22 protein-coding genes and 1 pseudogene are annotated in these 26,413 nt (G+C 70.4%); 11 read left to right on the top strand and 12 right to left on the bottom strand.

Annotated elements, in window-relative coordinates; genetic code table 11:
• Nucleotides 1-88: 88 nt before the first annotated feature.
• The gene (locus KALB_RS03460; protein WP_025354333.1) at nt 89-2,236 is read left to right on the top strand and encodes an ATP-binding protein; all 2,148 of its coding nucleotides are present in this window, start codon (nt 89-91) and stop codon (nt 2,234-2,236) included.
• On the opposite strand, the gene KALB_RS03455 is transcribed toward KALB_RS03460, so the two are convergent.
• Both KALB_RS03455 and KALB_RS03450 read right to left on the bottom strand, forming a co-directional pair.
• Nucleotides 2,165-2,629 (bottom strand): hypothetical protein, encoded by a 465-nt coding sequence (locus KALB_RS03455; protein WP_025354332.1) that lies wholly within the window; start codon nt 2,627-2,629, stop codon nt 2,165-2,167. The genes KALB_RS03460 and KALB_RS03455 overlap by 72 nt on opposite strands.
• Nucleotides 2,626-3,750, bottom strand: a complete 1,125-nt coding sequence (locus KALB_RS03450; protein ID WP_051913301.1) for a hypothetical protein — start codon at nt 3,748-3,750, stop codon at nt 2,626-2,628. Before KALB_RS03450 ends, KALB_RS03455 begins: the two co-directional genes overlap by 4 nt.
• A gap of 257 nt (nt 3,751-4,007) precedes the next feature.
• On the opposite strand from KALB_RS03450, the gene KALB_RS03445 reads away from it, so the two are divergent.
• From KALB_RS03445 to KALB_RS03425, 6 genes are all read left to right on the top strand, one after another.
• Entirely contained in the window at nt 4,008-7,025 is a 3,018-nt protein-coding gene (locus tag KALB_RS03445) for an AfsR/SARP family transcriptional regulator (RefSeq protein ID WP_025354330.1), read from the top strand.
• A 109-nt stretch (nt 7,026-7,134) separates the two neighbouring features.
• Nucleotides 7,135-7,311, top strand: coding sequence for a hypothetical protein (locus KALB_RS47435; RefSeq protein WP_158510705.1), 177 nt, complete (start codon nt 7,135-7,137; stop codon nt 7,309-7,311).
• 330 nt (nt 7,312-7,641) lie between these two features.
• Nucleotides 7,642-8,292: a cupin domain-containing protein gene (locus KALB_RS03440; RefSeq protein ID WP_025354329.1), complete on the top strand. Its 651-nt coding sequence runs from the start codon at nt 7,642-7,644 to the stop codon at nt 8,290-8,292.
• Nucleotides 8,289-9,500 (top strand): Nramp family divalent metal transporter, encoded by a 1,212-nt coding sequence (locus KALB_RS03435; RefSeq protein ID WP_025354328.1) that lies wholly within the window; start codon nt 8,289-8,291, stop codon nt 9,498-9,500. The genes KALB_RS03440 and KALB_RS03435 overlap by 4 nt, the downstream gene beginning before the upstream one ends.
• Nucleotides 9,501-9,516: 16 nt before the next feature.
• The gene (locus KALB_RS03430) at nt 9,517-10,749 is read left to right on the top strand and encodes a chloride channel protein (protein WP_025354327.1); all 1,233 of its coding nucleotides are present in this window, start codon (nt 9,517-9,519) and stop codon (nt 10,747-10,749) included.
• Nucleotides 10,750-10,916: 167 nt separating this feature from the next.
• Nucleotides 10,917-11,291 carry a nuclear transport factor 2 family protein gene (locus KALB_RS03425; protein WP_025354326.1) on the top strand — a complete coding sequence of 125 codons (375 nt, stop codon included), beginning with the start codon at nt 10,917-10,919 and terminating at the stop codon, nt 11,289-11,291.
• 19 nt (nt 11,292-11,310) lie between these two features.
• Here KALB_RS03425 and KALB_RS03420 read toward each other — a convergent pair whose 3' ends face one another.
• The 6 genes and pseudogenes from KALB_RS03420 to KALB_RS03395 all read right to left on the bottom strand — a co-directional run bounded on the left by KALB_RS03420 (nt 11,311) and on the right by KALB_RS03395 (nt 19,501).
• The gene (locus KALB_RS03420; RefSeq protein WP_338033847.1) at nt 11,311-12,276 is read right to left on the bottom strand and encodes a 4-hydroxy-3-methylbut-2-enyl diphosphate reductase; all 966 of its coding nucleotides are present in this window, start codon (nt 12,274-12,276) and stop codon (nt 11,311-11,313) included.
• On the bottom strand, nt 12,266-13,306 hold the full coding sequence (locus tag KALB_RS03415; protein WP_025354324.1) for a family 2 encapsulin nanocompartment cargo protein polyprenyl transferase: 1,041 nt from the start codon (nt 13,304-13,306) through the stop codon (nt 12,266-12,268). The genes KALB_RS03420 and KALB_RS03415 overlap by 11 nt, the downstream gene beginning before the upstream one ends.
• A gap of 7 nt (nt 13,307-13,313) precedes the next feature.
• Nucleotides 13,314-14,714: a family 2B encapsulin nanocompartment shell protein gene (locus KALB_RS03410; protein WP_025354323.1), complete on the bottom strand. Its 1,401-nt coding sequence runs from the start codon at nt 14,712-14,714 to the stop codon at nt 13,314-13,316.
• A gap of 3 nt (nt 14,715-14,717) precedes the next feature.
• Nucleotides 14,718-16,964 carry a terpene synthase family protein gene (locus KALB_RS03405; protein ID WP_025354322.1) on the bottom strand — a complete coding sequence of 749 codons (2,247 nt, stop codon included), beginning with the start codon at nt 16,962-16,964 and terminating at the stop codon, nt 14,718-14,720.
• Between the two features lie 43 nt (nt 16,965-17,007).
• Nucleotides 17,008-18,060 (bottom strand): annotated as a pseudogene (locus tag KALB_RS03400) (terpene synthase family protein); the annotation flags it as partial.
• A gap of 22 nt (nt 18,061-18,082) precedes the next feature.
• Entirely contained in the window at nt 18,083-19,501 is a 1,419-nt protein-coding gene (locus KALB_RS03395) for a family 2B encapsulin nanocompartment shell protein (protein WP_042220182.1), read from the bottom strand.
• A gap of 606 nt (nt 19,502-20,107) precedes the next feature.
• Between KALB_RS03395 and KALB_RS03390 the strand changes: the two genes are divergently transcribed.
• From KALB_RS03390 to KALB_RS03375, 4 genes are all read left to right on the top strand, one after another.
• A complete protein-coding gene (locus tag KALB_RS03390) occupies nt 20,108-20,908 on the top strand; it encodes an SDR family NAD(P)-dependent oxidoreductase (protein WP_025354319.1) in 801 nt (266 codons plus the stop codon).
• A gap of 228 nt (nt 20,909-21,136) precedes the next feature.
• Nucleotides 21,137-21,727 (top strand): TetR/AcrR family transcriptional regulator, encoded by a 591-nt coding sequence (locus tag KALB_RS03385; protein ID WP_025354318.1) that lies wholly within the window; start codon nt 21,137-21,139, stop codon nt 21,725-21,727.
• 79 nt (nt 21,728-21,806) lie between these two features.
• Complete coding sequence (locus KALB_RS03380) at nt 21,807-22,403, top strand: TetR/AcrR family transcriptional regulator (RefSeq protein WP_025354317.1); 597 nt, start codon at nt 21,807-21,809, stop codon at nt 22,401-22,403.
• A gap of 122 nt (nt 22,404-22,525) precedes the next feature.
• Entirely contained in the window at nt 22,526-22,888 is a 363-nt protein-coding gene (locus KALB_RS03375) for a helix-turn-helix domain-containing protein (RefSeq protein WP_025354316.1), read from the top strand.
• 162 nt (nt 22,889-23,050) lie between these two features.
• On the opposite strand, the gene KALB_RS03370 is transcribed toward KALB_RS03375, so the two are convergent.
• The 4 genes from KALB_RS03370 to KALB_RS47430 are packed head-to-tail and all read right to left on the bottom strand — an operon-like array spanning nt 23,051 to nt 26,391.
• The gene (locus tag KALB_RS03370) at nt 23,051-23,800 is read right to left on the bottom strand and encodes a thioesterase II family protein (protein ID WP_025354315.1); all 750 of its coding nucleotides are present in this window, start codon (nt 23,798-23,800) and stop codon (nt 23,051-23,053) included.
• A gap of 26 nt (nt 23,801-23,826) precedes the next feature.
• A complete protein-coding gene (locus tag KALB_RS03365) occupies nt 23,827-24,819 on the bottom strand; it encodes an acetamidase/formamidase family protein (protein WP_201771880.1) in 993 nt (330 codons plus the stop codon).
• Nucleotides 24,816-26,198: an APC family permease gene (locus tag KALB_RS03360; RefSeq protein ID WP_025354313.1), complete on the bottom strand. Its 1,383-nt coding sequence runs from the start codon at nt 26,196-26,198 to the stop codon at nt 24,816-24,818. The genes KALB_RS03365 and KALB_RS03360 overlap by 4 nt, the downstream gene beginning before the upstream one ends.
• 46 nt (nt 26,199-26,244) lie before the next feature.
• Nucleotides 26,245-26,391: a VOC family protein gene (locus KALB_RS47430; RefSeq protein WP_158510704.1), complete on the bottom strand. Its 147-nt coding sequence runs from the start codon at nt 26,389-26,391 to the stop codon at nt 26,245-26,247.
• Nucleotides 26,392-26,413: the final 22 nt, after the last annotated feature.

Here is a 26,413-nt window from a genome sequence, read left to right as displayed (position 1 = left end):
TCCGCGCTGTTGCGGGCCACGCCGAATGTCCCGGCACGTACGGTCCAGGCGAAGTGCCAGAGGTGACAGGCGTGGCTGCGGGGGTGCCATGACGGGGCTGGGGGGTGAGCCGACAGCGGCGCACAACAGCTTCAGCGGCGAAGGCGTCGGCGCCGTGGTCCAGGCCGGTGTCGTGCACGGCGACGTACACGTGCACAGCCCGCGAGCACACCCGCAGGTGCCCGTTCCCCGGCAACTGCTCGCGCCTTCGCCGCGCTTCACGGGGCGCCAAGCGGAGATCAGGGCGTTGAACGCGGCTCGGGCCAGCTCGGCACGGACGGGTTCCCGGTGCACGGTCGTGCTCAACGGACCGGGCGGGATCGGCAAGACGGCGCTGGCGCTGCACTGGGCGCACCAGGTGCGGGAGGAGTTCCCGGACGGGCAGCTCCACGTGGATCTGGCCGGGTTCGGGGTGGACCGGCCGGTACTGCCGACCCAGGCGCTGGGCATGTTCCTGCGGGCGCTGGGCGTGCCGCCGGGTGAGGTGCCGGTGGAGCTGCCGGAACTGGCCGCGCTGTACCGGTCGCGCACCGCGGACCGGTCCCTGCTCGTGCTCCTGGACAACGCGCTCTCGGCGGCGCAGGTCCGCCTGCTGCTGCCCAGCTCCCCCACCAGCCTGGCGCTGGTCACCAGCCGGAACCGGTTGGCCAGCATGGTCGTCGACGGGGCGAGCCTGCTGGACCTGGGACCGCTGGAACCGACGGGGGCGCTGCGGCTGCTCACCAGCACGATCGGCGAGCAGCGGGTCACGGCACAACCCGAGCAGGCCCAGCGGCTGGTCCAGTTGTGCGGTGGACTGCCCATCGCGATGTGCGTGGCCGCGGCACGGCTGGCCGCGCACCCGCGCTGGTCGGTGCGCAGGGCCGTCGAGGAGCTCACCGACGAGCACTCGCGCGTGTCGAACCTGTCGCGTTCCGCGGAGTTGTCGGTGACCACGACCCTGGACCTGTCCTACCGCGCGCTTCCCGCCAGGACGGCGCGGTTGTACCGCCAGCTGGCCCTGCACCCGGGCAGGACGTTCGGGGCCGAGGTCGTCGGGGCGTTGGACGCCGAGGCGGATCCGGTCCTGGAGGAGTTGGTCGAGGGCAACCTGATCGAGGAGATCGGCGAGGACCGCTACCGGTTCCACGACCTGCTCCAGCTGTACGCCAGGCAACAGGCCGGGCAGGACGGGGACGAGGAGCGGGACGGGGCGCTGCGCGCGGTGCTGGAGTGGTACCTGGCGAAGGCCAGGGAGGCGGACCTGGCCGTCACCCCGCACCGCAGGCGACTTGCGTACGCGCCGCGGGCGCACACGGCGGAGGTGTCCGGGTTCGCCGACCGGGAGGCCGCGTTGACCTGGCTGGAACTCGAACGGGTCAACCTGGTGGCCGCGAGTCGTTCGGCACTGGTGAGGCAGTGGGCCGAGCTGGCGTGGCAGCTCTGCGACGTGCTCTGGCCGCTGTTCCTGCACCACAAGCACTACTCGGACAGGGCAGAGGTCGACCAGCGCGGGGTGGACGCGGCCCGCGCGTGGGGCAACGCGTTCGCCGAGGCCGACATGCTCAAGCGGTTGGGCCGGGTGTGCACGGTGCTCGGCCGGTACGACGAGGCCGAGGACCACTTCCGGGCGGCCGCCGCGCTCGCGGGCGAGATCGGCGACGAGCGCGGGGTCGCTGACGCCCGCGAGGGAATGGCCCTGCTGTACCGGGATCGCGGCGACCTCGCCTCGGCGATCGAGTTGTTCCGCGAACTGGCCGCACGCAACCGCGAACTCGGCGCGCAGCGCAGCCTGGGCCTGGTCCTGATCAACCTCGGCGCCGCGCTCTGTCGCACCGACCGCACCGGGCAGGCCCTGCCGCTGCTCGCCGAAGCGGGCGACCTGCTCGGTGCGCTGACCCCGCCGGACCGGTACAACCAGGCGCGGGCGGCCATCGTGCGCGGGCGGGCCTGCCTGTCGGTGGGCGAGGCGGAACTGGCCGAGAACACGGCGCGCAGCGCGCTGGCCGCGATGCGCGAACTCGATTCGGTGCACGGACAGGCGGAGGCGCACGAGGTCCTGGCCGAGGTGGCGCGCCAGCGCGGAGATCACGCCACGGCGGCACACCACCTGCGCCACGCCCTGGACCTGCTCAGCTCGATCCACTCACCGCAGCAGGATGCCGCCCGCGCCCGGTTGGCCCTGCTGGACCGGGCTGAGGGCCAAGCCGCCACATGAGGCCGTGGGCGCCCGGTCCGCGGCGTGCCCCGGACACCAGACGGGAATCTGCTCGGTACCCAGCCGCACCAGGTCCAACCTCGCGGTCCACCAGGCGTGCAGGGACATCCCGGCGGACCACATGGCCTGCGCCCAGGACAGGCAGCGGCCACTGGTCCCCGCGGGCCGCAGCACGAATCGCCGACCACCGCGCGTGCCCACGGTGATCTGGCGGTCCGGTACGCCGACGAGCACGAGGTCGGCCGCCGGGTACCGCGCACACACCAGGTCGCACAGCACTGTCGCCTCGCGATCGGAGTGGGCCCGGCACAACAGCACGTCGGCCAGTGCGCACTCGGCCTGGCCGTGGGGATCGCGCACCCACGTGGCCAGGCAGTCCGGCGGGGCCGTCACCGCGCGATCCGGTGTGGGATCCCGACAGTGGGTGTGGCTCGGTGGCGGCCGGGCTCGGTGATCTCGAGCAGCCGGTAGATCTCCTGCCGGAGCAGGGCCGCCGACCGACCTGGTTTCGAGGTCAGGGCGCGGCTGACGGCCCGCCGCACAGCCGGGGTCTGTTCCCGCGCCGCGGCGAGCTGTCCGGCGAGCGGCCGCGCCAGGTCGAGGTGCTGCCCGCGTCGCGCGAGCACGGCCTGGGCCGAGTTCGGCGCTGTCTGCCCGGCATCACCCACGAGCAGGACGGCGCGGCCGGTCGCCGCCGCATAGGTGGTCACCGAACCATGATCGCCGATCACGTGGTCGGCGGCGATGACGGCCGCGCGCCAGTCGGCCTCCGGTCCGATGAGCAGCAGGCCCGCGTCCAGGCAGTCCGCCAGCCACGCCCTGATCTGGCGCGGACCGTGGCCGAACCAGACGGCGGGGTGCACGAGGGCGGCGATGCGGTGGTCGGCACCGGGGAGCGCGTCGAGCAGGTGCGGGAGCAGGTCCCGCCCGAACAGGGACGTGCTCCCCCAGGTGGACGTGGCGAGCACGAGCTTCTGCCCGCTCCGCACCCCGAGCGCCTCCCGGTAGACCTCGCGCAGGTGCTCGCTGGCCACCAGCCTGTCGTAGCAGGGATCGCCCGCCACGACAGCCACTTCGGCCGCCTGCGGGCACTGTCCGCGCAGGACCCCGAGCTGGTCGCGGTGGGACAGCACGAGGGACCGTGGCAGCACCCTGCCGTTGTGCAGCAGGCGTTGTGCGTCCAGTCCGTACACAATGCCCGTCGGGTACGCCTTGCCGTAACCGGCACCGTGCGGCATCAGCAGCAACGGGGCGTGCAGTTCGTGCAGCGCACCACAGGACGCCGCGATGGCGAGGTCGAACTCCTCCCGGACCGCCTGCTGCCAGGGCAGGGTGATCCCCTCGGTGGCGCGCAGGAAGTCCTCGACCCCGTTGCCGAAGACGTCGGGCGCCTTGGTGAACACGACCTGGACGCGCGGGTCCTGCTCCACCAGTTCCACCGCTTCGAGCAGGCGCTGCCCGCTGGTGACCGTGTGCACCACGGCGAGCACCTTGTGGCAGCCGGCGCGTGTCACCCACCTTTCCGCGTCGAGACCGACTGGTACGTGCAACCACTCCGCTGTTGACATCGTTCCCCCTGTCCTCCCCGAAAGACATCGACCCGAGGCTCACAGGCGTGCTTGCGCAAGCACTTGCGATTCGCTTGCACATCTCGGCGCCGTTGGTCCGATCGGGAGCATTCCGCCGGAAACCGCTGTGCGGCCGGGGCCGCCGGTCCACACTGGGGTGCCAGAGCACGTCAGGACCAGCGAGGGGAACGCTGGTGGATTTCATGATCCTCGGCCCGACGCAACTGCGGGTTGGCTCCGAACTGGTCAACCTCGGCACGGCCAAGCAACGCGCGGCGCTCACCGTGCTGCTGTTCGAGGCAGGTCAGCCGGTCGGGATTGACATGCTTGTCGGTGAATTGTGGCCGGACAAGTCGTTCGACCAGGTGCGGGGGAACCTCCAGGCGTTGATCAGCCGACTCCGCCAGGTGTTGTCGCGCGCCGGGGTGCCGGGCGGCATTGCGCACACGGGGACCTCCTACCGGCTCGAACTGGACCCGCTGCTGGTGGACTACCACCGTTTCCGTTCGTTGGCGGCGAATGCGCGAATCGCGGCGGCCGGGCAGGACCACGCGGGGGCGCGGGCGCAGTTGGAGGAGGGCTTCGGCCTGTGGCACGGGCGACCGCTGGACCAGTTGCGCGGCCCGTGGGCCGACCAGTGCCGGGAGCAGATCGAGGCCTTCGACCGGCTGCCCGCCTGCTACACGCTCGTGGACTGCCAACTCTCGTTGGGCGACCACACGGCCGCACTGCGCACGCTGCAACCACTCACCCGCACCTACGAGCACGACCAGATCCTGGCGTTGCAGTGGATGCGGGCGTTGCGCGGGCTGGGGCGCAGCCCGGAGGCGACCGGTTTCTACCACCAGTTCCAGCGCAGGCTGGCCCAGGAGTACGGCGCGGCACCCGGTGAGCAGCTGCGCGAGCTGTACCTGGCCCTGCTGCGCGAGCAGGACCAGCCCGAGGCGGGCGCCCCGGCGCACCCCGGATCCGGCGCCGCGGGGAACTCACCGGTGCCGCGCCAGGTCCCCCGCCCGGTGGCGCACTTCACCGGGCGCCGCAAGATGCTGGCGCGGTTGGACACCATGCTGGACGCCCCGCAGGAGGCGGGGTACCGGCCGGTGGTCGCCCTGCACGGCATGCCGGGCGTGGGCAAGAGCGCGCTCGCCGCGTACTGGGCCAACCTGCGGCAGGACCGGTTCCCGGACGGCCAGTTGTTCATCGACCTGCGCGGCTACGGTCCGGCCGAGCCGATGGCCGCCGACGACGCACTGGCGATCCTGTTGGCATCACTGGGAGTTCCACAGAGTGAGATGCCCAAGACCCGCGCCGAGCGGCAGGTGCGGCTCAACAACGCACTGAGCGGCAAGCGCATGCTGATCTTCCTGGACAACGCCCGCGACAGCACCCAGGTGCGCCCGCTGCTCGCCGCGACCCCGAACTGCTTCGGCCTGATCACCAGCCGGACGCGGCTGCGCGGGCTGAGCATCCACGACCAGGTCCAGGTGCTCGACGTGCCGACCCTGACCAGGAACGAGTCGGTCGCGCTGCTGGTGGCCGAACTGGGTGAGGAGCGGGCGGGGCAGGACGAGGCGGCACTGCGGACCGTGGCGGAGCTGACCGCGGGTCTGCCGCTCGGGCTGCGCATCGTGACCCAGCAGATCGCCGACCGACCGCACACGACGCTGGCCGAGCTGACCAACGAGTTGCAGGTGCACGAGGGCCTGGGGGTGCTGGGCACCCAGGAGGACAGCGACGACGACACGGCGACCCTGTCGGTGGCCTTCTCCTGGTCCTACCAGGCACTGCCGCCCGGCACGGCGCGGGCGTTCCGGCTGCTGGGGCTGCACCCCGGCACGGACTTCAGCCCGGAGGCGGCCGGTGCCCTGCTCGACCAGGGGCAGGGGGAGATCGCGGCGATCCTGCGCTCGCTGGCGAAGATGAACCTGCTCCAGCCGGGTACCGGTCGGCGCCACCGGCTGCACGACCTGCTGCACGGCTACGCCGGGGACCTGGTGCACCACGAGGAGTCCGAGCAGGACAGGCGCGCCGCGGTGCGGCGGCTGCTCGACTGGTACGTGGTGTCGATGGCCACCGGCAACCGGCTGCTCAACCCCAGCGGCGCCACCATTCCCGACCTGCCCGGGGCCGAACAGGTCCCCGCGATGACCTTCGACGGCGAGGAGCAGGTGGTCGCCTGGTGCACCACCGAGGCGGCCAACCTCACCGCCGCGGTCCAGTCCGCGCACCGGCACGGCTTGCACGGGCACGCGTGGCGGCTGGCCGCCAACGTCCACGAGGTGTTCGAACGCCTCGGCTACTACGACAAGTTGATCGTGAGCCATCGCACCGCTCTCGACTCGGCGCGGACGGAGGGCGAGAGCGAGGCGGAATGCGGGACCCTCAACAACCTCGGCGTCATCCAGTACCGGCTGGAGCGGCACGACGAGGCACGGGCGACGCTCCAGGAGGCGCTGGGCACCGCGTTCAGCGGAGAGCACCGGGAGTTGACCGGGGTGGTGTTGCACAACCTCGCCAGCGTTCACCTCGCGCTGCGCAACGCGACGACCGCGGTGGACCTGTACAAACAGGCCATCCACCTGTTCCGGACAATCGGGAACCAGTACATCGAGGCGACGACACTGGATCAGCTCGCCAATTCCTACCGCCTGCTGGGAAGGGACGACCTCGCTCTCGTCCACTACTCCAGGGCCCTGGAGATCCGGCGTGAGGTCGGCCACCTGCGCGGGCAGGGCACAACGCTCACCGAGCTGGCGAAGCTGCACCACGAGCACGGTGAGAACGACCACGCCCTGCGGGTCTGCCTACAGGCGTTGGAGATCCACGAGAGGAGCGGGGACCGGATCCGGACCGCCGAGGCGCTGACCGTGGCCGCCGAGATCTACTACGACCTCGGCTCGTTCGAGCAGTCCGCCGCACAGGCGGAGCAGGCCCTGCCACTGGCCCGCGGTCTGGGGTCGGTGCCCGGGGAGGCACAGGTCCTGCGGATACTCGGCCTCGCGCTGGCCGCCCAGGGAGACGTCCAACTGGCGGAACGGATGTGGGCGGAGGCCACCGCCATGCTGGCCCGCAGGGGCACCCCGGAGGACGACCCGCTGCTGGTCCACCTCCGCTCGCTGACCCGCGTGCGCCGCCAGGCTTCCGACCAGTGGGCCAGGAATCCGCACCGACCTGCGGAAGATCATCAGGACGAGCGCCGCACCGGTACAACGGGAATATAATTCGGGTTTCAACCGGCTCGTAATAGGCTCACCTAACATTCGTGCCAGTGACACCCACTCGGGCACCCGCCCGCACTCACAGCAACTAGGTTGTGCAAACATCTGGCCCATGAGCACGATCAAGTTCCACGGGTTTGCCCTGCTCCTGGCGACAGCGACCGCCGGGCTCCTGCCCCTGTGCACCGCCGCCCCCGCATCGGCGGCCACCCAGAAGGGCACCTCCATCACCGCTTCGGGGGATTCGGCGGCCCTGTGCCTGAAACCCGCCTGGGGCATGATCAACTGAGTTCGAGAGCACCCTGCCGATTTTTGAAACAATTCCGGGAAAGATTCCGCGTCGACCCCGTCGCCAATTCTCCACTGTGCACAGAAACGGCGACCGGTCCCGCACACCACCCCGGCACGTGCCTCCTGCGCCCCGAGCGCAGGAGGCACTCCACCACTCAGTCCCCAATGGCAGGTAAAGCGAGTTTCACTCATCACGGGACATGATGACAGTCAGCTCGTGAGCCGCCTTGCCGGGGAACGGACCCGCCCAGAGAATGGGATCAACACGGAAGAAGATTCCACTTCCGTTGTCCCACAACAATTCCCTTCTCTGCGTGAGGACTGTGCGATGACTGAGATGAACCGCCGCAAGCTGCTGGGCACCGGGGTCGGCGTGGGTGCGGCGGCGCTGGCCGGTGGTGTGGGCGGCGCGGGCACGGCGGCAGCGGCGGCGGGCGGGGACCCGGCGGGCAGGAGCCCGTCCCCGCACCTGTTCCACCTCAACGCCTCGAAGCCGGGTGTCTACAACGGAGGCTCGCTGCGCGGGGCCAACGAGGAGAACTTCCCCATCCTGAAGGGGCAGAACGGCTCGGTCTACTACGTGACCCTGGAGGTGGGCGGGGTTCGCGAGCCGCACTGGCACCCGAGCGCCTGGGAGCTGAACTACATCATCTCGGGCTCGGCGAAGTGGACGGTGCTGGGCACCCACCCGGACGGCTCGTACCACAACGACGCGTTCGAGGCGGGCCCCGGCGACCTGGTCTTCGCCCCGGAGGGGTTCTTCCACTACTTCGAGAACTCCAGCCCCACCGAGAAGTTGGTGGTCCTGATCATGTTCAACTCCAGCACGCCCGAACCCAATGACGACCTCGGCATCGTGGCCTCGTTCAACTCCGTGCCGCGGGAGGTGCTCGCGGCCTCGTTCGGGGTGCCGGTCTCGGCCTTCGCCGCGATCCCGAAGGAGGTCAAGCCGGTGGTCATCACCAAGAAGACGGCGTGACGGTCGCCGCTCGGGCCAGGGCCGGGCTGGCGCTGCTCGGCCCGGCGTTCGTGGCGGCGATCGCCTACGTGGACCCGGGCAACGTGGCCACCGACGGCCAGGCCGGGGCCGAGTTCGGCTACCTGCTGGTGTGGGTCGTGGTCGCGGCCAACGTGATGGCCGGGCTGGTGCAGTACCTGTCGGCGAAACTGGGTGTGGTCACCGGCAGCACGCTGCCCGCCCTGCTTGGCGACCGGCTGGGCGGCCCGGCCAGGCTGGCCTTCTGGGCCCAGGCCGAACTGGTCGCGATGATCACGGACCTGGCCGAGGTGCTCGGCGGGGCGATCGCACTGCACATCCTGTTCGGACTGCCGCTGCCCCTGGGCGGCGTGCTCACCGGCCTGGTGTCCACGGCACTGCTTGCGGTGCAGAGCCGGTCCGGCCAGCGGCCCTTCGAGCGGGTGGTCACCGCGCTGCTGGCGGTGATCGCGGTGGGCTTCCTGGCCGGGCTGGTGGTCCGCCCGCCCTCGGCGAGCGCCACGGCAGCCGGGCTGCTGCCGCACTTCGCGGGCGGCGACAGCGTGCTGGCCGCGGCGGGCGTGCTCGGGGCCACCGTCATGCCACACGTGATCTACCTGCACAGCGCGCTGGTCGGGGACCGGTTCGGGCGGCGGTCCGACCCGGTGCGGGTGCTGCGGGCCACCAGGGTCGACATCGGTGTGGCCATGACCATCGCGGGCGGCGTGAACCTGGCGATGTTGTTGCTGGCGGCCACTTCGCTGCGCGGCGCCCAGGGCGCCGGTTCGATCGAAGGGGTGCACGAGGCGCTGGGCGGTGCACTGGGCGGCACCGTCGCCGGGCTGTTCGCGGTGGGCCTGCTGGCCTCGGGCCTCGCGTCGACCGCGGTCGGCGGCTACGCCGGATCGGTGGTCATGGCCGGGCTGCTGCACCGCAGGGTCCCGGTGCTGGCCCGCAGGCTCGTCACGCTGGCGCCCGCACTGGCGCTGCTGGCCTTCGGCGTGGACCCGGACCGCGCGCTGACGCTGAGCCAGGTCGTGCTGTCCTGCGGCATCCCGTTCGCGCTGGTGCCGCTGGTCGTGCTGACCGGCCGCCGGGCGGTGATGGGTGATCAGGTCAACGGGCCGGTGCTGACCACCTGTGCCACGGTGGTCGCGGGCGGTGTGGTCGCGCTCAACCTGGCACTGGTCTGGCTGACGTTCACGCGGTAATCGGCGGAGGTGTGCGGTGCGGGCTGATCGGCTGTCGCGGCTCGTGGTGGTCACCGCGCTGGTCGGCGTCGGCGCCGGTCTCGGTGGCATGGCCCTCGCGCTGCTGCTGCACCTGGTGCAGCACCTCGCGTACGGCTACGTGGACAACTCGTTCACCGGCGGGGTGGAGTCCGCGCCCTGGCCGCGGCGCGTGCTGGTGGTCACCGGCGGCGGGCTGGTCGCCGGGTTCGGCTGGTGGGCCCTGCACCGGTTCGGCCGCCGCCTGGTGGGCATCGCGGCGGCCGTGCGCGCCGAGGACCCGCGCATGCCGGTGCTGACCACGGTCTGCCACGCGCTGTTGCAGATCATCACGGTGGCGCTGGGCTCACCGCTGGGCCGGGAGGTGGCCCCGCGCGAGATCGGCGCGGTGATCGCGGGCTGGATCAGCAGCCGGGCCGGGCTGAGCCCAGCGCAGTGCCGGACCCTGGTGGCCTGCGGGGCGGGGGCCGGTCTGGCCGCGGTCTACGACGTTCCGCTCGGCGGGGCGGTGTTCACGCTGGAAGTCCTGCTCGGTTCGTGGTCGGTGCGGGCCGTGCTGCCCGCGGTGGTGACCTCCGTGCTGGCGACGGTCGTGTCCTGGATCGGCCTGCCCAACCAGTCCCAGTACGAGTTGCCGCGGCTGACCGTGGACGGCTCGCTGATCGTGTGGAGCGCGGTGATCGGGCCGGTCGCGGGCGTTGGGGCGTACTGGTTCTCGCGCGCCACCTCGGCGGCACGCCAGCGCGCACCGCGGGGCCGCGCCCTGCTTGTCACCGCCCCGCTGGCGTTCCTGGTCCTCGGCCTGCTGTCGATCCCGTTCCCGCAGTTGCTCGGCAACGGCAAGGGCCCCGCGCAACTGGCCTTCGACAGCACGCAGGCGCCGGCGTTGTTCGCCGCGCTCCTGGTGTTGCGAGCCCTGATCGTCGTGCTGTGCCTGGGATCGGGCGCCGCCGGCGGCCTGCTGACCCCGTCGCTGGCCAACGGCGCGCTGCTGGGTGTGCTGGCCGGTGGGCTGTGGGCGCTGGCGTGGCCCGGCGCCTCGCCCGGCTCGTTCGCGGTGGTCGGTGCGGCCGCGTTCCTCGCTGCGGCACAACGCATGCCGCTCACCGCGGTGGTGCTGATCATGGAGTTCACCAACGCCTCGCACGACCTGCTCGTCCCGGTCCTGCTCGCCGTGGCGGGGGCCGTGGCCACGGAGCGGCTGTGCGGACGGCGGGCGAAAACCGGTTGAGCGCGGCCAGCGGGGTTTGCCAGGATCTGGGCATCCCGACAGAGCAGTGCCCCGGGGCGCTAGACCGGTGGGAGCAGGAGGCGGTGGGCGGGAAGCCCGCACGCGTGACGCACGATCGGCGTCCTGAGCAGCCCCACCGGACCCGGCCCAAACCTATGATCGGCTCCATGGAGCACAACGAGGCAGTGGCCTTCGCGCAGTCCTGGGCCCAGGCGTGGAACAGCAGGGACCTGGAGCGGGTGCTGAGCCACTTCGCGCAGGACGTGGTGTTCACCTCACCGGTGGCGGCGCAGTTCCGGGACAGCGGCGTGATCACCGGCAAGGACGAACTGCGCGAGTACTGGGCCGAGGGCCTGCGGCGCATCCCGGACCTGCACTTCGAGGTGCTCGGGGTCTACCTGGGCCTGCACACGCTGGTGATCAACTACCGGAACCAGCTGGGCAGGCTGGTGTGCGAGGTGCTGGTCTTCGAGGGGGACCTGGTCGTGCGGGGGCACGGGACCTACCTCGGTGAGGCTGGCAACCCGGCCGGGGTGCGGTGAACGGCCCCGGCCGGGTCGGCTACGCACGCGGTGTGCGCAGCACCGAGGGCATTCCGAAGTGGATGGTCTCCCTGGTGACCTCCCGCTCGGTCACGGTGACCGGGCCGAAGCCGCGCAGGTAGTCGATGACCTCCTCGACCAGTCGCGGCGGCGCGGAGGCGCCCGCGGTCAGGCCCACGGTGCGCACCCCGGCCAGCCACTCGGTGTCGATGTCCCCGGTGTCGTCGATCAGGTAGGCGGGGGTTCCCCTGCGCTGCGCGAGTTCCACCAGCCGCACCGAGTTCGAGGAGTTGCGCGAGCCGACCACGAGCACCAGGTCGGACTCGTCCGCGATCGCGGTCAACGCCTCCTGCCGGTTCGTCGTGGCGTAACAGATGTCCTCACTGCCCGGTGCGCGCAGCGCCGGGAAGCGCTCGCGCAGCGCGGCCACCACCTCGGTGGTCTCGTCCACGGCGAGCGTGGTCTGGGTCAGGTAGGACACCCGCTCCGGGTCGGGCACCTCCAGCGTGGCGACCTCCTCGGCGTTCTGCACCAGGATCGTGTGCTCCGGCGCCTCACCGAGCGTGCCCTCCACCTCCTCGTGCCCGGCGTGCCCGATCAGCAGCACGGTGTCCCCGCGGGCGGCGAACCGGCGTGCCTCCACATGCACCTTGGTCACCAGCGGGCAGCTCGCGTCGACGACCTCCAGCCCGCGGCCTCGTGCCTCGTCCCGGACCGCGGGCGACACGCCGTGCGCGGAGAACACGACGGTCGCCCCGTCGGGCACCGCGTCCAGCTCGTCGACGAAGACCGCGCCACGGGCTTCGAGATCGGCGACCACGTGCACGTTGTGCACGATCTGCTTGCGCACATAGACCGGCGGCTCGCGCTGGTCCAGCACGCGCTCGACGATCTCGATGGCCCGCTCCACCCCGGCGCAGAACGATCGGGGCCCGGCCAACAGCACGGTCCTCGGCTCGGCCATCCTCGCCTTCCTAGTGGTCACGACGGGTGGCCATCCTGGCCAGCGCGGCCAGTTCGGCGGCCGCGCGGTCACAGGGCTCGGCCGCACCGAGCACGCGCACGGCCTCGGCCAGCAGGTGGTCGGCCCGGTCCTGGCTCCACGTCCGGCCGCCCGCCCGCTCGATCAACTCGGCGGCACGGGACAGTTCCGCCGTGGTCAGTGGCTGATCCCGTTGGTACAGCACGGAAAGCTCGGCGGCCTCCACCGTGCCCGAGGTCAGCGCGGCCACCACCGGCAGCGACTTCTTGCGGCTGCTCAGGTCCGAGTGCACCGGCTTGCCGGTGACCTGGGTGTCGCCCCAGATGCCGAGCAGGTCGTCGACCAGTTGGAAGGCCAGCCCGAGGTTCTCACCGAACCCGTGCAGCAGCCGGACCCGCTCGGTGCTGGCACCGCCGTAGAGCGCGCCGATCGCGCAGGAACACGCCAGCAGCGCGCCGGTCTTCTTGCCCGCCATGGTGAGGACCTCGCGCAGCTCCACGTCGGAGCGGTCCTCGAAGGACACGTCCTCGGCCTGGCCCTCCACCAGTTCCTGCACGGCGGCGGACAGCATGCGCACGCCCTCCTGGGTGGCGGGGTGCCCGCTGCCCACGAGCACGTCGATGGCCAGGGTCAGCAGCGCGTCCCCGGCGAGGATCGCCGAGCTGACCCCGAACACGCTCCAGGCCGTGGGGCGGTGACGCCTGCTGACGTCACCGTCCATCACGTCGTCGTGCAGCAGTGAGAAGTTGTGCACCAGCTCCACGGCCACCGCGGCGGGCACCGCGGCGGCCGCGCCACCGCCGACGGCCTCCGCCGCCAGCAGCACCAGCGTGGGTCGGATCGCCTTGCCGCCATCACCTCCGGTCGGCGTGCCGTCGGCGTCCCACCAGCCGAAGTGGTAGCCGGCGACCCGGCGCATCGAGGCGGGCAGCGTGTCCACCGCCGCCCGCAGCGCCGGATCGACCAGTCCCCGGCTCCAGGCCAGGGACTGCCTGGCGGAGCGGGCATTTGTCATGACGTCAATGGTGACCATCTCCCCTCTAGGAACCGATCTGGACGTCTTCGAGCACGCCGAGCGCGTCGGGCACGAGCACCGCGGCGGAGTAGTAGGTGCTGACCAGGTAGGAGATGATCGCCTTCTCGCTGATCCCCATGAACCGCACGGAAAGCCCCGGCTCCACCTCGTCGGACAGGCCGGTCTGGCGCAGGCCGATCACGCCCTCGCTGTCCACGCCGGTACGCATGGCGATGATCGAGGAGGTGTTGTGCTTGGAGATCGGCAGCTTGTCGCAGGGCAGGATCGGCACCCCGCGCCAGGACTGCAACTGCCTGCCCTCGAAGGCCGTGGTGGGCGGCAGGATGCCGCGGTGGTTGCACTGCTTGCGGAAGGCCGCGATCGTCCTGGGGTGGGCGACGAAGAACTCGGTCTTGCGCCTGCGGGCGAGCAGGTTGTCCATGTCGTCGGGGGTGGGCGGGCCCGAGCGCGGGTGGACGCGCTGCTTGAAGTCGGCGTTGTGCAGCAGGCCGAAGTCGCGGTTGTTGATCAGCTCGTGCTCCTGGCGCTCGCGCACCGCCTGGATCGTCAGCCGCAACTGCTGCTCGGTCTGGTTCATCGGCTCGTTGTAGAGATCGGCCACCCGGGAGTGCACCCGCAGCACCGTCTGCGCGAGGCTGAGCTCGTACTCGCGCGGGAACTCGTCGTAGTCCACGAACGTGCCCGGCAGGTCCGGCTCGCCCACGTGGCCCGAGGCCAGGTCGATCGCGGCCTCACCGTGCTTGTTCTGCGACTGCGAGCCCGCGGCGCGGAAGCGCTCCAGGTGTGCCCGCAGCTCGGCGGACTGCTCGGCCACCTCGCGGAAGGACTGCGCGGACAGGGTGAGCACGGTGCAGCGGGTGTCCGCCTTCGCGGTGAACGACCAGTTCAGCTGCTCGGCGGCCAGCGCGCCGTCACCGAGGAAGTCCCCGTCGGCGACCACGCCGAGCGCGGTCTCGTTGCCGTACTTGCCTTCTCCGGTCTTGGTCACCCGGCCGTGCACGATCAGCACGACCTGGTCGACCGCCGACCCGGCCTCCGCGAGGGTCTCGCCCGCGGACAGCTCGCGCTGCACGAAGCGGTTGGCCAGCGCGCTGAGCACCTGGCTGTCGTCGAACCCGCGCAGCGCGGGGATCTCGCCCAGCTCGGCGGGGATCACCCGGACCTGCGAGCCGGTGGCGACGAACTCGATGCGCCCGTCACCCACGGAGTAGGTCAGTCGGCGGTTGACCCGGTAGGCGCCGCCCTTGATGTCCTCCCAGGGCAGCGCGTGCAGCAGCCAGCGCGGGCTGATGCCCTGCATCTGGGGCACGGACTTGGTGGTGGTGGCCAGGTTCCGCGCCGCGGCGGTGCCGAGACTCTGCGGTGACTGTCCCGTGTCGACACCAGGCTCAAGCGTCTCGGTCACGGCTCAGAACTCCATTCCGGTCAGTGCGGGGATGCGGACGGCGGCGGTGCCGAGCCCGCTGGGGGTGGGGACGGGGAGGTCGGTGGGCTCGTACCTGAGCTTCAGTTCCGGTTCCTTGTAGCGCGAGGTCTTCACGTGCCAGTGCAGGATCGCCGCCATCCAGTCCTGGAGCTCCTCGACGTGCTTGCGCAACCCGGCGCGCTGCCTGTCGTCCAGCTGGAAGTCCTCGGCCACGACCGGCAGGTCCTCGTCGGCGACCCGCTGGAACTCCTTGATGCGCAAGGTCATCAGGTCGTTGACGATCGCCACGGCGTGGTCCCGGTCGGTGTTGAGGAAGTCCTGCACCACGATGACCATGTTGTGCAGCTCGCCCTCGTACTGCATCTCCTTCTGGTACGAGAAGATGTCGTTGAGGAAGCACGCGTAGTCCTCGGCGGCGTTCTGCAGTTCCCGCATCGGCGTGGTCTCGAAGATCTCGTCCGGCAGCACGTTGTCCGGGCGCAACCGGGCCAGGCTCTCGGTGAGGTCGGAGCCGAAGGTCTTGCGGCGCATCTCGATGTAGTCCACCGGGTCCGGAACGCGGTGCTGGAACTGGTTGTTCAGCTCCCACAGCCAGCTCTCCAGCATCATCTCGATGGAGTTGCGGAACTTGACCCGGTTGCCCTCGGGCATCGGTCCCGCCGTGCGGACCCACAGGTCGGCCAGCCCCTTCTCCACGGGGTTGGTCGCAACCGCGGTCTGCACGCAGTCCAGCGGCATGAACTCCGACAGCCGCCTGGTCTGCGCGATACCGGTATCGATCCTCCTCGTCGCGCCGAAGACCACCGGGTAGTAGTCGTCGCCGTAGGTGCCCCAGGTCAGCCACTCCGCCGACAGGTCCAGCTCCTCGCGACCGCAGTCGGGGTCGATGCCCGCCGAGCACAGCGCGAAGTCGAAGCCGCGGTTCTCCCGCTCGCTCCACAGTGGAACGGACAGCACTCCGGGCACCGCGTCGTAGAAGCCCATCTCGCCCGCCCAGGCGATGCTCGCGGCCCGCGATGCCTCCAGGTGCGGGTTGAGCTGCAACCGGTAGGGCATGTGGATCTTCGGCAGCGGGGTGGGCCCGACCTTCTGGAAGGGCACGTGCCTGTGGCTGTTGAGCCGGACCCGGCCCGGGGCCCCCGCCTGGTCGCCCTTCGGCACGGGCAGGTCCGGGCTGGCCGGTGGCCGGGGCACCGCAACGGAACTCGGCGCGGGCGGCGGCACCGGCAACGGCTCGGCATAACGGGGGTTGTTGTGCTGCCAGAGGAAGGCCCCCGCGGTGAAGGCCCGCAGCGCGTCCACGTACTGATCGAGAAGTTCGCGGGCCCTGTTGTCCAGCCCGAGGTCCTCCGCCATCGCGGGCAGTTCGTGCTCGGCGACCCGCTGGAACTGCGCGACCCGTTGCCGCATGAGGTCGTGCACGATGTGCACGGCCCGTTGCAGTTCGCAGTCCAGGAACTGCTGGGTGAGCAGGACGAGGTTGTTCGTCGAACCCTCGCGGTGGATCTCGTTGTCGTAGGAGATGATGTCGTTGCCGAGGGCGTTCACGTCCATGCAGGTCTCGTCCAGCGTGCCCATCGCCCTGCTGGCGAACACCTTCTCGGACAGGTCGGGAGCGACCAGCAGCCGGGTCAGCGCGACCACGAACTCCCCGAAGCTGGTCCTGCGCCGCATCTCCACGAAATCGACCGGATCGGGCAGCCGCCCCTGTATCAGGTTGTGCAGCTCCCACAGGAAGCTCTCGGCGGTGGATACGATGGCCGCGGAGAACAGCTCGCGCTGCTTCGCGGACATGCTGGGCGCGGTGCGCGTCCACAGGTCCGCCAACCCCAGCTCGATCGGATTGGTCGGCACCGCGGCAGGCGTGCCCGCCGCGGACATGAAGGCGGGCAACCGTTCCACGAAGGCCTTGGCGCCCGCGTAGTCCCTGTTCCTGCCGAACGCCGCCAGGAAGTAGTCGTCGAGGAAGAAGCCCCAGCTGATCCAGTCGGCGGCCAAGCCGAACAACTCGGCGGGGGCGCTGGGCAGGACGAGACCGGAGAACAGCACGTAGTCGTGGCTGTCGAAGGTCTGCTCGGTCCAGACCGGAAAGCCCCTCGCGCCCGGTTGCGGGCTGAAGAACCCGGTGTCCCGAGCCCACTGCTTGGCCCTGGGCCGGGTCCGGTCCACGTGCGGGCTCATCCTGGCCTCGAACGGGATGTCGAACACCGGCATGTCGAACGAACTCATCGGATCACCCGCCCAGCCCGACGAGCGAGCCGATCGAGGCCGTCGCGGTGCCGAGACCCCTGGGCCCACCAAGGAAGGAGCCCAGGGACGGGCTGGCGGTCGCTGCCGTGCCGCCCTCGTTCATGTACCGGTTGGAGCGCATGTGCCACTCGTGGCCGCCGGACTGCCAGTCCTGCAACCCCCTGGCGTAGACCAGCACCCGCATCCGCTCGGCGGGGTCCAGCCCGTTCTCCTCGCACAGCAGCGGCAGCTCGGTGAAGAAGGTGTTCTCGAACTGGTGCAGCCGCGAGGTGATCATGTCGTTGACCGCGTCGGCGGCCCGCTGGGTGTCGTAGCCGAGGAACTCCTTGAGCACCAGCACCGCGTTGGCGTTCTCGCCCTCGTCCTCCACCTCGCGCTGATAGGAGAACAGGTCGTTGCGCAGGTGCACCCCGTCGGAGAAGGTCTCCTTGAGCACGCGCAGCGGTCGGCTGTGCGCCACCGAGGCGGGCACCTCCGCCTCGGTGGCCACCTCGACCAGGTCCGCCGACCAGGGCGCGCCGCCGACCTTGCGGCGCATCTCGATGTACTCGATGGGGTTGGCCACCCGCCCCTCGACGATGTTGGCCAGCTCCCAGACGCAGTCCTTGAGCAGGTTCTCCGTGCTCACGATGAACCGCTGCCGCCAGGCATCGGACATCCTGGGGATGGTCCGGTTCCACAGGTCCTCAAGACCCGCCTCGACCTGGTTGGTCGGCTTCTCGGTGATCGGACCGGAGTGCGGCATGAACAGCGAGAGCCGGTCCAGGTACGCCTTGGCGCCGGGCTGGTCCTTGGTGCGCTTGAAGACCTCGAGGAAGTGGTCGTCGAAGAAGAAGACCCAGACGTACCAGTCGGTGATCAGGTCGAGCATCTCCTGATCGCACTCGGGATGGGTGTAGGCGCAGAGCAGCGCGTAGTCCATGCCGTCGAACTGTCGCTCGTCCCAGACGTTCGAGCCCTCGATCATCCCGAACTCCCGCGCCCACGCCTTGGTGTGCACGCGGGCCCCCTCCAGGTGCGGGTTCAACCTGGCCGGGTGGGGCATGTAGAAAGTCGGCAACTCAAAGGGCTGCATGGCCTGCGCCCACCCCTCCCTGCTAGTTGGCGCGGCCCAGTTCGACGTCCTCCAGGATCGCCAGCGCGTCGGGCACCAGCACGGCGGCCGAGAAGTAGGCGCTGACCAGGTAGGAGATGATCGCCTTCTCGCTGATCCCCATGAACCGCACGGAAAGCCCCGGCTTGTACTCGTCGGGGATCGCGGTGGGCTGCAGGCCGATCACGCCCTGGCTCTCCTGACCGGTCCGCATCAGGATGATCGAGGAGGTGGCCTGCTCGGTGACCGGGATCTTGTTGCACGGCAACAGCGGGATGCCGCGCCACGCGGGCACCTGGTGGCCGTTGAAGTCGATGTTCTGCGGGTACAGGCCCATCCGGGTGCACTCCGCACCGAAGGCCGCGATGGTCTTGGGGTGGGCGAGGAAGACCGAGGGGTCCTTCCACACCTTGGACAGCAGCTCGTCCATGTCGTCGGGGGTGGGCGGGCCGGACCGGGTGGGGATGCGCTGGCTGAAGTCGGCGTTGTGCAACAGCCCGAAGTCCCGGCTGTTGACCATCTCGTGCTCCTGGCGCTCGCGCAGGGCCTCGATGGTCAGCCGCAACTGCTGCTCGGTCTGGTTCATCGGCTCGTTGTAGAGATCGGCCACCCTCGAGTGCACCCGCAGCACCGTCTGCGCCACCGACAGCTCGTACTCCCGCGGCGCGGAGTCGTAGTCCACGAAGGTGCCCGGCAGGTCCGGCTCACCGGTGTGGCCCGCCGACATCTCGATCGAGGCCTCGCCGTGCTCGTCGGTGCCCAGCGCGGCGTTGGCCTGGAACATCACCAGCTGCTCACGCAGCGCCTCGGAGGAGGTGGACACCTCCTGGAACGCCGCGCGGGACAGGGTCAGCACGGTGGTGCTGGTCGCCGCCTTCGCGGTGAACTCCCACGCCCCCTCGGTCTCCACCAGGTTGCGGTCGCCGAAGTAGTCCCCGTCGGCCAGGGTGCCCAGCACGGTCTCGTCCCCGTACTTGCCCGCACCGACCTTGCTGACCTTGCCGTGCGCGATCAGCACGACCTGGTCGGCGGCCTGCCCGGCCGCCACGATGGTCTCCCCCGCGCTGAACTCGCGCTGGGTGAACCGCCCGGCCAGCGCGGTCAGCACCGCCATGTCCTCGAAGCCGCGCAGGATCGACAGCTCGCCCAGCTCGGCGGGGATCACCCGCACTTCGGCGCCGGTGGCCACGAACTCGATGCGCCCGTCACCCACCGTGTAGCTCAGCCGCCGGTTCACCCGGTACACGCCACCGTTGACCTGCACCCAGGGCAGCACCCGCAGCAGCCAGCGCGAGGTGATCCCCTGCATCTGGGGGACCGACTTGGTGGTGGTCGACAGGTTCCGCGCGGCGGCGGTCCCCAGGCTCAGCTGGGACTGACTCTCGGTGCCGACACCCGGTTCCAAGGTCTCCGTCACGACCAACAGCTCCTATCCGATGTGATCCAGGGGCGGGCGATTTCGTGCATGCTGGAGGAACGCAAACACGAGAAGAACTACGTGTGTCCGCGCTGCCACGTATTAATTTCGAGGGCATGAGCAAACCGACGAATTGGGCCTAAATTGCCCTCCGTCGGTTTGTGAGTCAAGTTCAGCTGCCAGCAACAGGAAGCTAGCACCCGGGTTCAAAGCTCGTACAGTCACTCGAAGGGGTGGCGCCATCGCGTTCTTTGTGATCGTGAAAAAGAAGTCGTTACTCCCTCGATCCGGTGACGAAAAAAGACGCGAAGTAGCATTCACGTTGCGACTGCCACCCAGTTGGAGCAGCGCATTGGTACCGATGAGGGGGCCAATAGCCCGCCAGGAGACACCAAACGGTTGGTTTCACTACTCCAAATGAGCAAGGAAGTTGACGAGACATCTAACCGCGCCCCTGGGGCGGCCGGACGTGCCCCTACGGCGACACAATTGCGACACCCTGCCGATAGCGCGTCGCTTTCCTTGTCGTACCAGCATTTTTGCCTAAACAACCCGAGTGCCGTGGACGCCCCGCCGTAGCCTGCGAGCAGGACCTGACACAGAGGAGGCGTGGTGCGGCGGTTCGAGGACGAGGTCGCGGTGGTGACCGGCGGTGCGCACGGCATTGGTCTGGCGATCGTGCGCCGGCTCGCCGAGGAGGGCGCCGTCGTGGCGGTCGCCGACCTGGACGGCGCGGTGGCGGAGTCGGTCGCGGCGCAGGTCGGCGGGCTGGCGATCACCTGCGACGTGGGCGACCGGTCCTCGGTGGACGCCGCGTTCGCCACCGTGCTCCACCGGTACGGGCGACTGGACGTGCTGGTGAACAACGTGGGCGTGTGCGTGCTCACCCCGTTCGAGCAGACCGACGACGAGGTGTGGCAGCGCAGCGTGGATCCGACGCTGACCGGGGCGGTGCGCTGCATCCAGGCCGCCCTGCCGCACCTGCTGGCCAACCCCGCGGGCGGGTCGGTGGTGTCGATCGGCTCGGTGAACGGGCTGATGGCCTTCGGCGATCCCGCGTACTCGGCGGCCAAGGCGGGCCTGCAGAGCCTCACCCAGAACATGGCGGGCCGCTACGGGCCGCAGGCGCTGCGGGCCAGGGGGCAGGGCGGCCCTGGGGTGCGCTTCAACCTGGTCGCGCCGGGTACGGTGCGCACCAGGTCGTGGACCTCGGACGAGAACAAGGCCTCGGCCCTGGACCGGGTGGCCAGGCACTACCCGATGGGCCGGGTCGGCGAGCCCGAGGACATCGCCGCGGCGGTGGCCTTCCTCGCCTCCTCCGACGCCGCCTGGATCACCGGCGCGGTGCTGCCGGTGGACGGTGGCATCACCGCCGTACACAGCGGATTCGTGCTGGACGTGGACCGCTGGTGACAGTGATTCCCGTGACCTCGCCACGGTGTGCGATTAACAGACAGTTCACCGGAGCTCGTGTGTGAAGTGTGGAAAGCCCGTACGCCATTCACCGCAGAAAGCGGGTACCCCTCCACCGCTACACTTGACGTGCGAGAACCACACACGATTCACGGAGAAAGTGGCGGACACCACATGACGCAGCGGCAGGGTCCTGCTGGTCCCCCAGCGGGCACCGAAGCCGCTGCCGTGGTCAGACAACGGGGCCGTCCGAGCACCGGTGTTCGGGAGGCTGTGCTCGCGGCGACCGCGGAGATACTGCGCGTGGACGGAATCGCACGACTGAGCACGAAGGAAGTGGCTCGCCGTGCGGGAGTCGCCGAATCCAGCATCTTCTACCACTTCGGCGACAAGCACGAGTTGTTGCAGGCCGTGGTGCGCGCGCAGACCCCGGAGTTGGCGGAGTTGCGGTCCACCGGCGGGTCGTTGCGCGAGGGGCTGATCGCGCTGTGCACCACGCTGGAGGAGCACTACGCACGGTCACTGCCGGTGCTCACCGCCGTGCAGGCCGACGGCGAGTTGCGCAGGCGCATGGCGGAGGGCGGCAGGCAGTACTGCCAGGCCCCGCTGTCCGCACTGGACCGGATCACCGAGCACCTGTCGGCGGAGATCGAGGCGGGCAGGCTCCGGCCGGGACTGGACTCGCGCACCGCCGCGCTGTTGCTGCTCGGCGCGAGCTACCAGCGGGCACTGCACGTCTACATGGGCTGTCCGGCGGAGGTGCTGCCCACCGTGAGTGACCTCGTGGACGCCCTGCTGCCCGAACCCGGTCACGCGTGACCCGGTTGCGAAATTGACTCACATTGGTATAGACACGCAGGGTAGCGGTGGGACTGCCCGAGGCGATCGGAGTGCGGCCATGCACGACCAGGAGACCGGGGCGGGCCGAAGGCTGCTGCCCCGCAGGGAGCGTGCGGCCAGCATCAGGCAGGCCGCGGCGCGGGCCTTCGCGCGTGGCGGCTACGTGGGCACCTCGATGGAGGACCTGGCCACCGAGGCCGGGGTCACGAAGATCATCCTGTACCGCCACTACCCCACCAAGCGGGAGCTCTATCGCAGCGCGCTGGACAACACCTGGGAGCAGCTGGTGGCCACCGCGGGCATCGGCTACGACACCGAGGAGGGGCTGCGCGCCCTGTTCAGGGCCGCGCGCAACGACCCCGACGGCTTCACACTGCTGTTCCGGCACGCGGTGCGCGAGCCGGAGTTCGCCGAGCACGCCAACGAGCTGATGAGCCAGTCCGTGCAGCTGGCCGACCGGGCGCTGGGCCAGTCGGTGACCGATCCCGTGCTGCGCTCCTGGCTGGCCAAGGTGGTCACCGAGCTGGTCGTCAACGGGGTGCTCACCTGGTTGGCCACCGGCAGCGCGGACCGCGACGAGGAGGCGGCGGGCCTGCTGTTCCGCACCGCCGCCGCCGCGATCCTGCAGCACCGCGAGCGCGTCGGCGCGCACTAGTACCTGCACGGGCGTGCCCGAGCGTGAATTCTTGGCACGGATTGGTATGTCCAAAACTGTATACTGAGCGGTTGCTCAGGGAGTACTGTGACGCCTCCACGGTCAATTCTGGGGAGGTGACAATGGCGACAGACCACTACACGGCGGATGACGCCGATGCCGCCGCGAACGTCTTCGCTGGGGAGCTCAAGCGATGGCGGACGCTGCGGGGACTGTCGAGGACCACGTTGGCACGACGGATGGGCTACGACCGCTCATACGTCTCCAAGGTGGAGAGTGGGGCGAAGCCCCCGTCGAGGGATTTCGCCTTCCACGCCGAGAAGGCACTGCACTCCGGCGGGGCGCTGTACAACGCGTACCGGGAACACGCCGCGACGACTGATCGGACTCGCCCCGTCGACGGGCAGTTCGCGCGGGTCAGCCCGCAGCCCGCGGTCCAGTACGCCGACATGATGGCCGGCGGGGCACCGCCGGCGGGGAGGTGACCGGGCACCACTAGGGGAGGCGGTCGAGCCTTCCAGTCGGCGCGAACCCCCGCCGTGCCCACCGGATCTCGGCCAACACAACGTTGATCTACAACCCGCACGACGGCGGACCGCAGCCAGCGGCCCGCCGTCGTGTCGTTGTGGGCAGCCCCGCCGCCACGCCTATCCCAGCGACACGAACCGCTCGGGCAGGCGGTCCCAGACCTCGGGCGTGTAGAAGTGGCCACCGGCCAGCTCGGTCACGGTGACCGGCCCGGCGCCCAGCACGGACCAGCGCTTGGCCTGGGCGGCGGCGTCCGCACCGTCCTGGCTGCCGTACAGCACCTGCAACGGCGCACGAACGGTCGTGCCGGGCTCGTAGCGGTAGTCGGCGCTGACGGTCAGGTCGGCGCGCAGCAACTCCAGGGCAATCTGCACCAGCTCGGGCTCGGCGAGCAGTTCCGGGGACAGCTGGCCCACGGTGCTCATCCACTCCAGCAGCTCGGCGTCGGTCTGCGACAGGGCGGGCGGCCGGTGCAGCTTGACCGCCCAGTCGGTGGGCGCCTCGCTGGCGGAGGCCACCACGGCGCTGGGCCCGCGCAGACCGGCCCGTTCCATGCGGACCGCCACGTCGAAGGCCACGGCGGCGCCCATGCTGTGCCCGAACAGCACGAACGGTCGGTCAACTTGTTCGTGCAGCGCACGCACGATCGGTGCGCACAGCTCCTCCCAGGTGGTGGCGAAGGGCTCGGCGAACCGGGACTCACGGCCCGGATGGCAGATCAGCACCAGCTCGGTGTTCTCGGGCAGGACCCGGGCCCAGCGCCGGAACGGCGCGGTGCCGCCACCGCTGTAGCCGACGCACACCAGCGCCCGCTCCGCCGAGGGCCGTGGCAGCGGCCGGACCAGCGCACTCTCGTTCGTACTACTCACGGCACCAAACTACCCAGCACTCCCGACTACGCGGCGGCCACCGCACGCAGCCGCCGGTGCGCGCCGCCGTAGGGCGAGACCTCCCCGAGGTGCTGCTTGGCCAGCTTGGCGACCATCGTGTAGTTGCTGTCGCAGACGTTGCCCACCGGCGCCTGCCCCGCCTGGCTGACCAGCTGGTAGGCGTCCATCGGGTGCAGGCCGGTCAGCTCGCCGACCCAGCCGACCAGGTCGTGCTGGCTGATCCGGTACGCGTCCTCCAGCGGACGGGCCGAGCCGGTGGACATGATCGAACGGTCGTCCTCGATCCTGGGCCACGGGGTGCTCACGCCCTTGATCACCTCGACCGCGATCACCGTGTCCATGGCGGCCTCCACCGCGGTCCCGCACACCTCGCCGTGCCCCTGGCGGCAGTGCCCGTCGCCCAGGGCGAGCAGCGCGCCCGGCACGTTGACCCCGAAGTAGGCGGTGACCCCGGCGCGCAGTTCGGGGGTGTCCATGTTGCCGCCGTGCGCGTCCGGGGTGATCGTCATGCGCGCCTCGAAGGCGGCGGGCGCCACGCCCACGGTGCCGTGCATGGGTTCCAGCGGCAGGTCCACGGTGAACTCGCTGCGCAGGGCCCGGTAGCGCACGGTGCGGCGCTCCCGGTCCACCTCGTAGCGCCACACCAGTTCCTCCAGCGGCTCGTGCAGCATCGCGGTGGTGTGCGTGGTGGTGAGCGCGCCGAAGTGCGGGAAGGTCGTGGACACGGCCCAGTCGCGGGCCGGCTCGATGGCGGCGAAGTGCACGGCCAGGGTGTCCCCCGGCTCGGCGGTCTCCACGTAGAACGGACCGGAAACCGGGTTCAGGTAAGGGAATTCGCACACCTGTGAGGGCAGGTCCTCGACCGAGCGCACCCGGCCCCCGAAGCAGTCCTCGGTGCGGACCCGCAGCAACTGGCCCGGTCGCAGGCTCAGCACGGGAGCGACCCCGCCGAAGGTGTAGGCCAGCTCGGTGGGCTCGGGGCGGTAGTCGATGATCACTCAGGCTCCTCGGACAGTCCGGACAGACGGGGGCTGCGGCCCGCGATGTGCGCGACAAGCAGCACCACGGCGCCCACGGCCAGCCAGCCGAGGCCGAGCTCGCGGGCGGCAGCCTTGGCGTTGACGATCACGTACAGCAGCACGGCGAACCCGATCAGCGGGATGACCAGGTGCCGTACCCAGTGCCTGCTGCGCCCGCGGATCACGTGGTGCACCACCACCGAGACGTGCAGGACCAGGAAGGCCACCAGGGCGCCGAAGTTGACCAGCGAGGTCAGCAGCGGCACACCGTCCCCGGACAGGGCCAACGGCACCCCGACGGCCAGCGACACCGCCGCCACCAGGAAGGTCGCGTTCGCGGGCGACTGCCTGCGCCGGTCCACCCTGGCCAGGAACCCGGGCAGCTGGCGGTCCCTGGCCATGGCGAACAGCAGGCGGGCGGTGGCCGCCTGGGCCACCAGCGAGCAGGCGAAGCCCCAGGCGATGGCGGTGGACAGCGCGGTGAGCACGCCCAGCCATGGCCCGGCCGCGGCGGCAGCGGTGTCGTAGAACGCCGTGCTCGCCGGGTCCCCGTCCCGCAGCAGGCGTGTGGGGTCGGGCACCAGCAGCGCGGCGACCCAGGTCTGCGCCACGAACAACGCGGCGGCCAGCACCAGCGCGGCGATCATCGCGCGGCCGATCTGCCGTGCCGAGCCGCGGTTCTCCTCGGCCAGGGTGGAGATCGCGTCGAAGCCGAGGAAGGACAGCACCGCGACCGACACCGCCCCGAAGACCACCGGCAAGGAGAACGTGGCGGGGTCGTAGAACGGTCGTGCGGAAATCCCCTGGCCAGCCCCGCCGAGCAGCGCGACCAGGCCGAAGCCGAGGAACAGCGCCAGCACGACCAGCTCGGCGACCAGCACGATCCGGTTGACCCGCGCCGTCAGCTGGATGCCCAGGTAGTTGACGAGGGTGTTGAGCAGTACGAAGGCGATGACCCACAACCAGGGCGGCACGGCGGGCACGAAGGAGCTCATCGCCGCGCCCGCGACCAGGTACAGCAGCGCGGGGACCAGCACGTAGTCCAGGAAGATCGCCCACCCGGCCAGGAAACCGATCGAGGGCGAGATGCCGCGCCCCGCGTAGGTGTAGACCGACCCGGCCATCGGGAAGGCGCTGGCCATCTCGGCGTACGACCGTGCGGTGAACACCATGGCCACCGCGCCAATGACGTAGGCGAGCGGGACCATGCCGCCGGATTCCTGGTACACACCACCGAAGATGCCGAAGGGCGCGATCGGCACCATGAAGATCAGCCCGTACACCAGCAGGTCACCCAGGCTCAGCGAACGCCGGAGCTGCTGGCGGTACCCGAAGCTCGCGAGCGGATCATCGGCCATGCCCGGACCCTAGTGGTGCGGGCGGGCGCGGCGACACCGTCGGAGGTCAGATCTTCTCGATCACGTTCACCAGCGTGCCCGAGGAGTCGGTGCGGTAGAAGTGCCGCTGCCCGAACGGTTCCTCGCGCAGCTCCTGCACGACCGGCACCCCGGCGGCGGTGATCGAGGCCAGCGCCGCGGCCGCGTCCGGCACGCCACGAGCACCGTGCTGCCGA

It is taken from the genome of Kutzneria viridogrisea DSM 43870 (assembly GCF_000525635.1).
GTDB classification, from domain to species: Bacteria; Actinomycetota; Actinomycetes; order Mycobacteriales; family Pseudonocardiaceae; genus Kutzneria; species Kutzneria viridogrisea.
This window is presented reverse-complemented; position numbering and strand designations above follow the sequence as displayed.

Bases quoted from the DNA above. Each gene is read 5' to 3' on its own strand.
- KALB_RS03460 (WP_025354333.1), top strand. From the start codon at position 89: ATGACGGGGCTGGGGGGTGAGCCGACAGCGGCGCACAACAGCTTCAGC.
- KALB_RS03445 (WP_025354330.1), top strand. From the start codon at position 4,008: ATGATCCTCGGCCCGACGCAACTGCGGGTTGGCTCCGAACTGGTCAAC.
- KALB_RS47435 (WP_158510705.1), top strand. From the start codon at position 7,135: ATGAGCACGATCAAGTTCCACGGGTTTGCCCTGCTCCTGGCGACAGCG.
- KALB_RS03440 (WP_025354329.1), top strand. From the start codon at position 7,642: ATGACTGAGATGAACCGCCGCAAGCTGCTGGGCACCGGGGTCGGCGTG.
- KALB_RS03425 (WP_025354326.1), top strand. From the start codon at position 10,917: ATGGAGCACAACGAGGCAGTGGCCTTCGCGCAGTCCTGGGCCCAGGCG.
- KALB_RS03415 (WP_025354324.1), bottom strand. From the start codon at position 13,306: ATGGTCACCATTGACGTCATGACAAATGCCCGCTCCGCCAGGCAGTCC.
- KALB_RS03405 (WP_025354322.1), bottom strand. From the start codon at position 16,964: ATGAGTTCGTTCGACATGCCGGTGTTCGACATCCCGTTCGAGGCCAGG.
- KALB_RS03380 (WP_025354317.1), top strand. From the start codon at position 21,807: ATGCACGACCAGGAGACCGGGGCGGGCCGAAGGCTGCTGCCCCGCAGG.
- KALB_RS03375 (WP_025354316.1), top strand. From the start codon at position 22,526: ATGGCGACAGACCACTACACGGCGGATGACGCCGATGCCGCCGCGAAC.
- KALB_RS03360 (WP_025354313.1), bottom strand. From the start codon at position 26,198: ATGGCCGATGATCCGCTCGCGAGCTTCGGGTACCGCCAGCAGCTCCGG.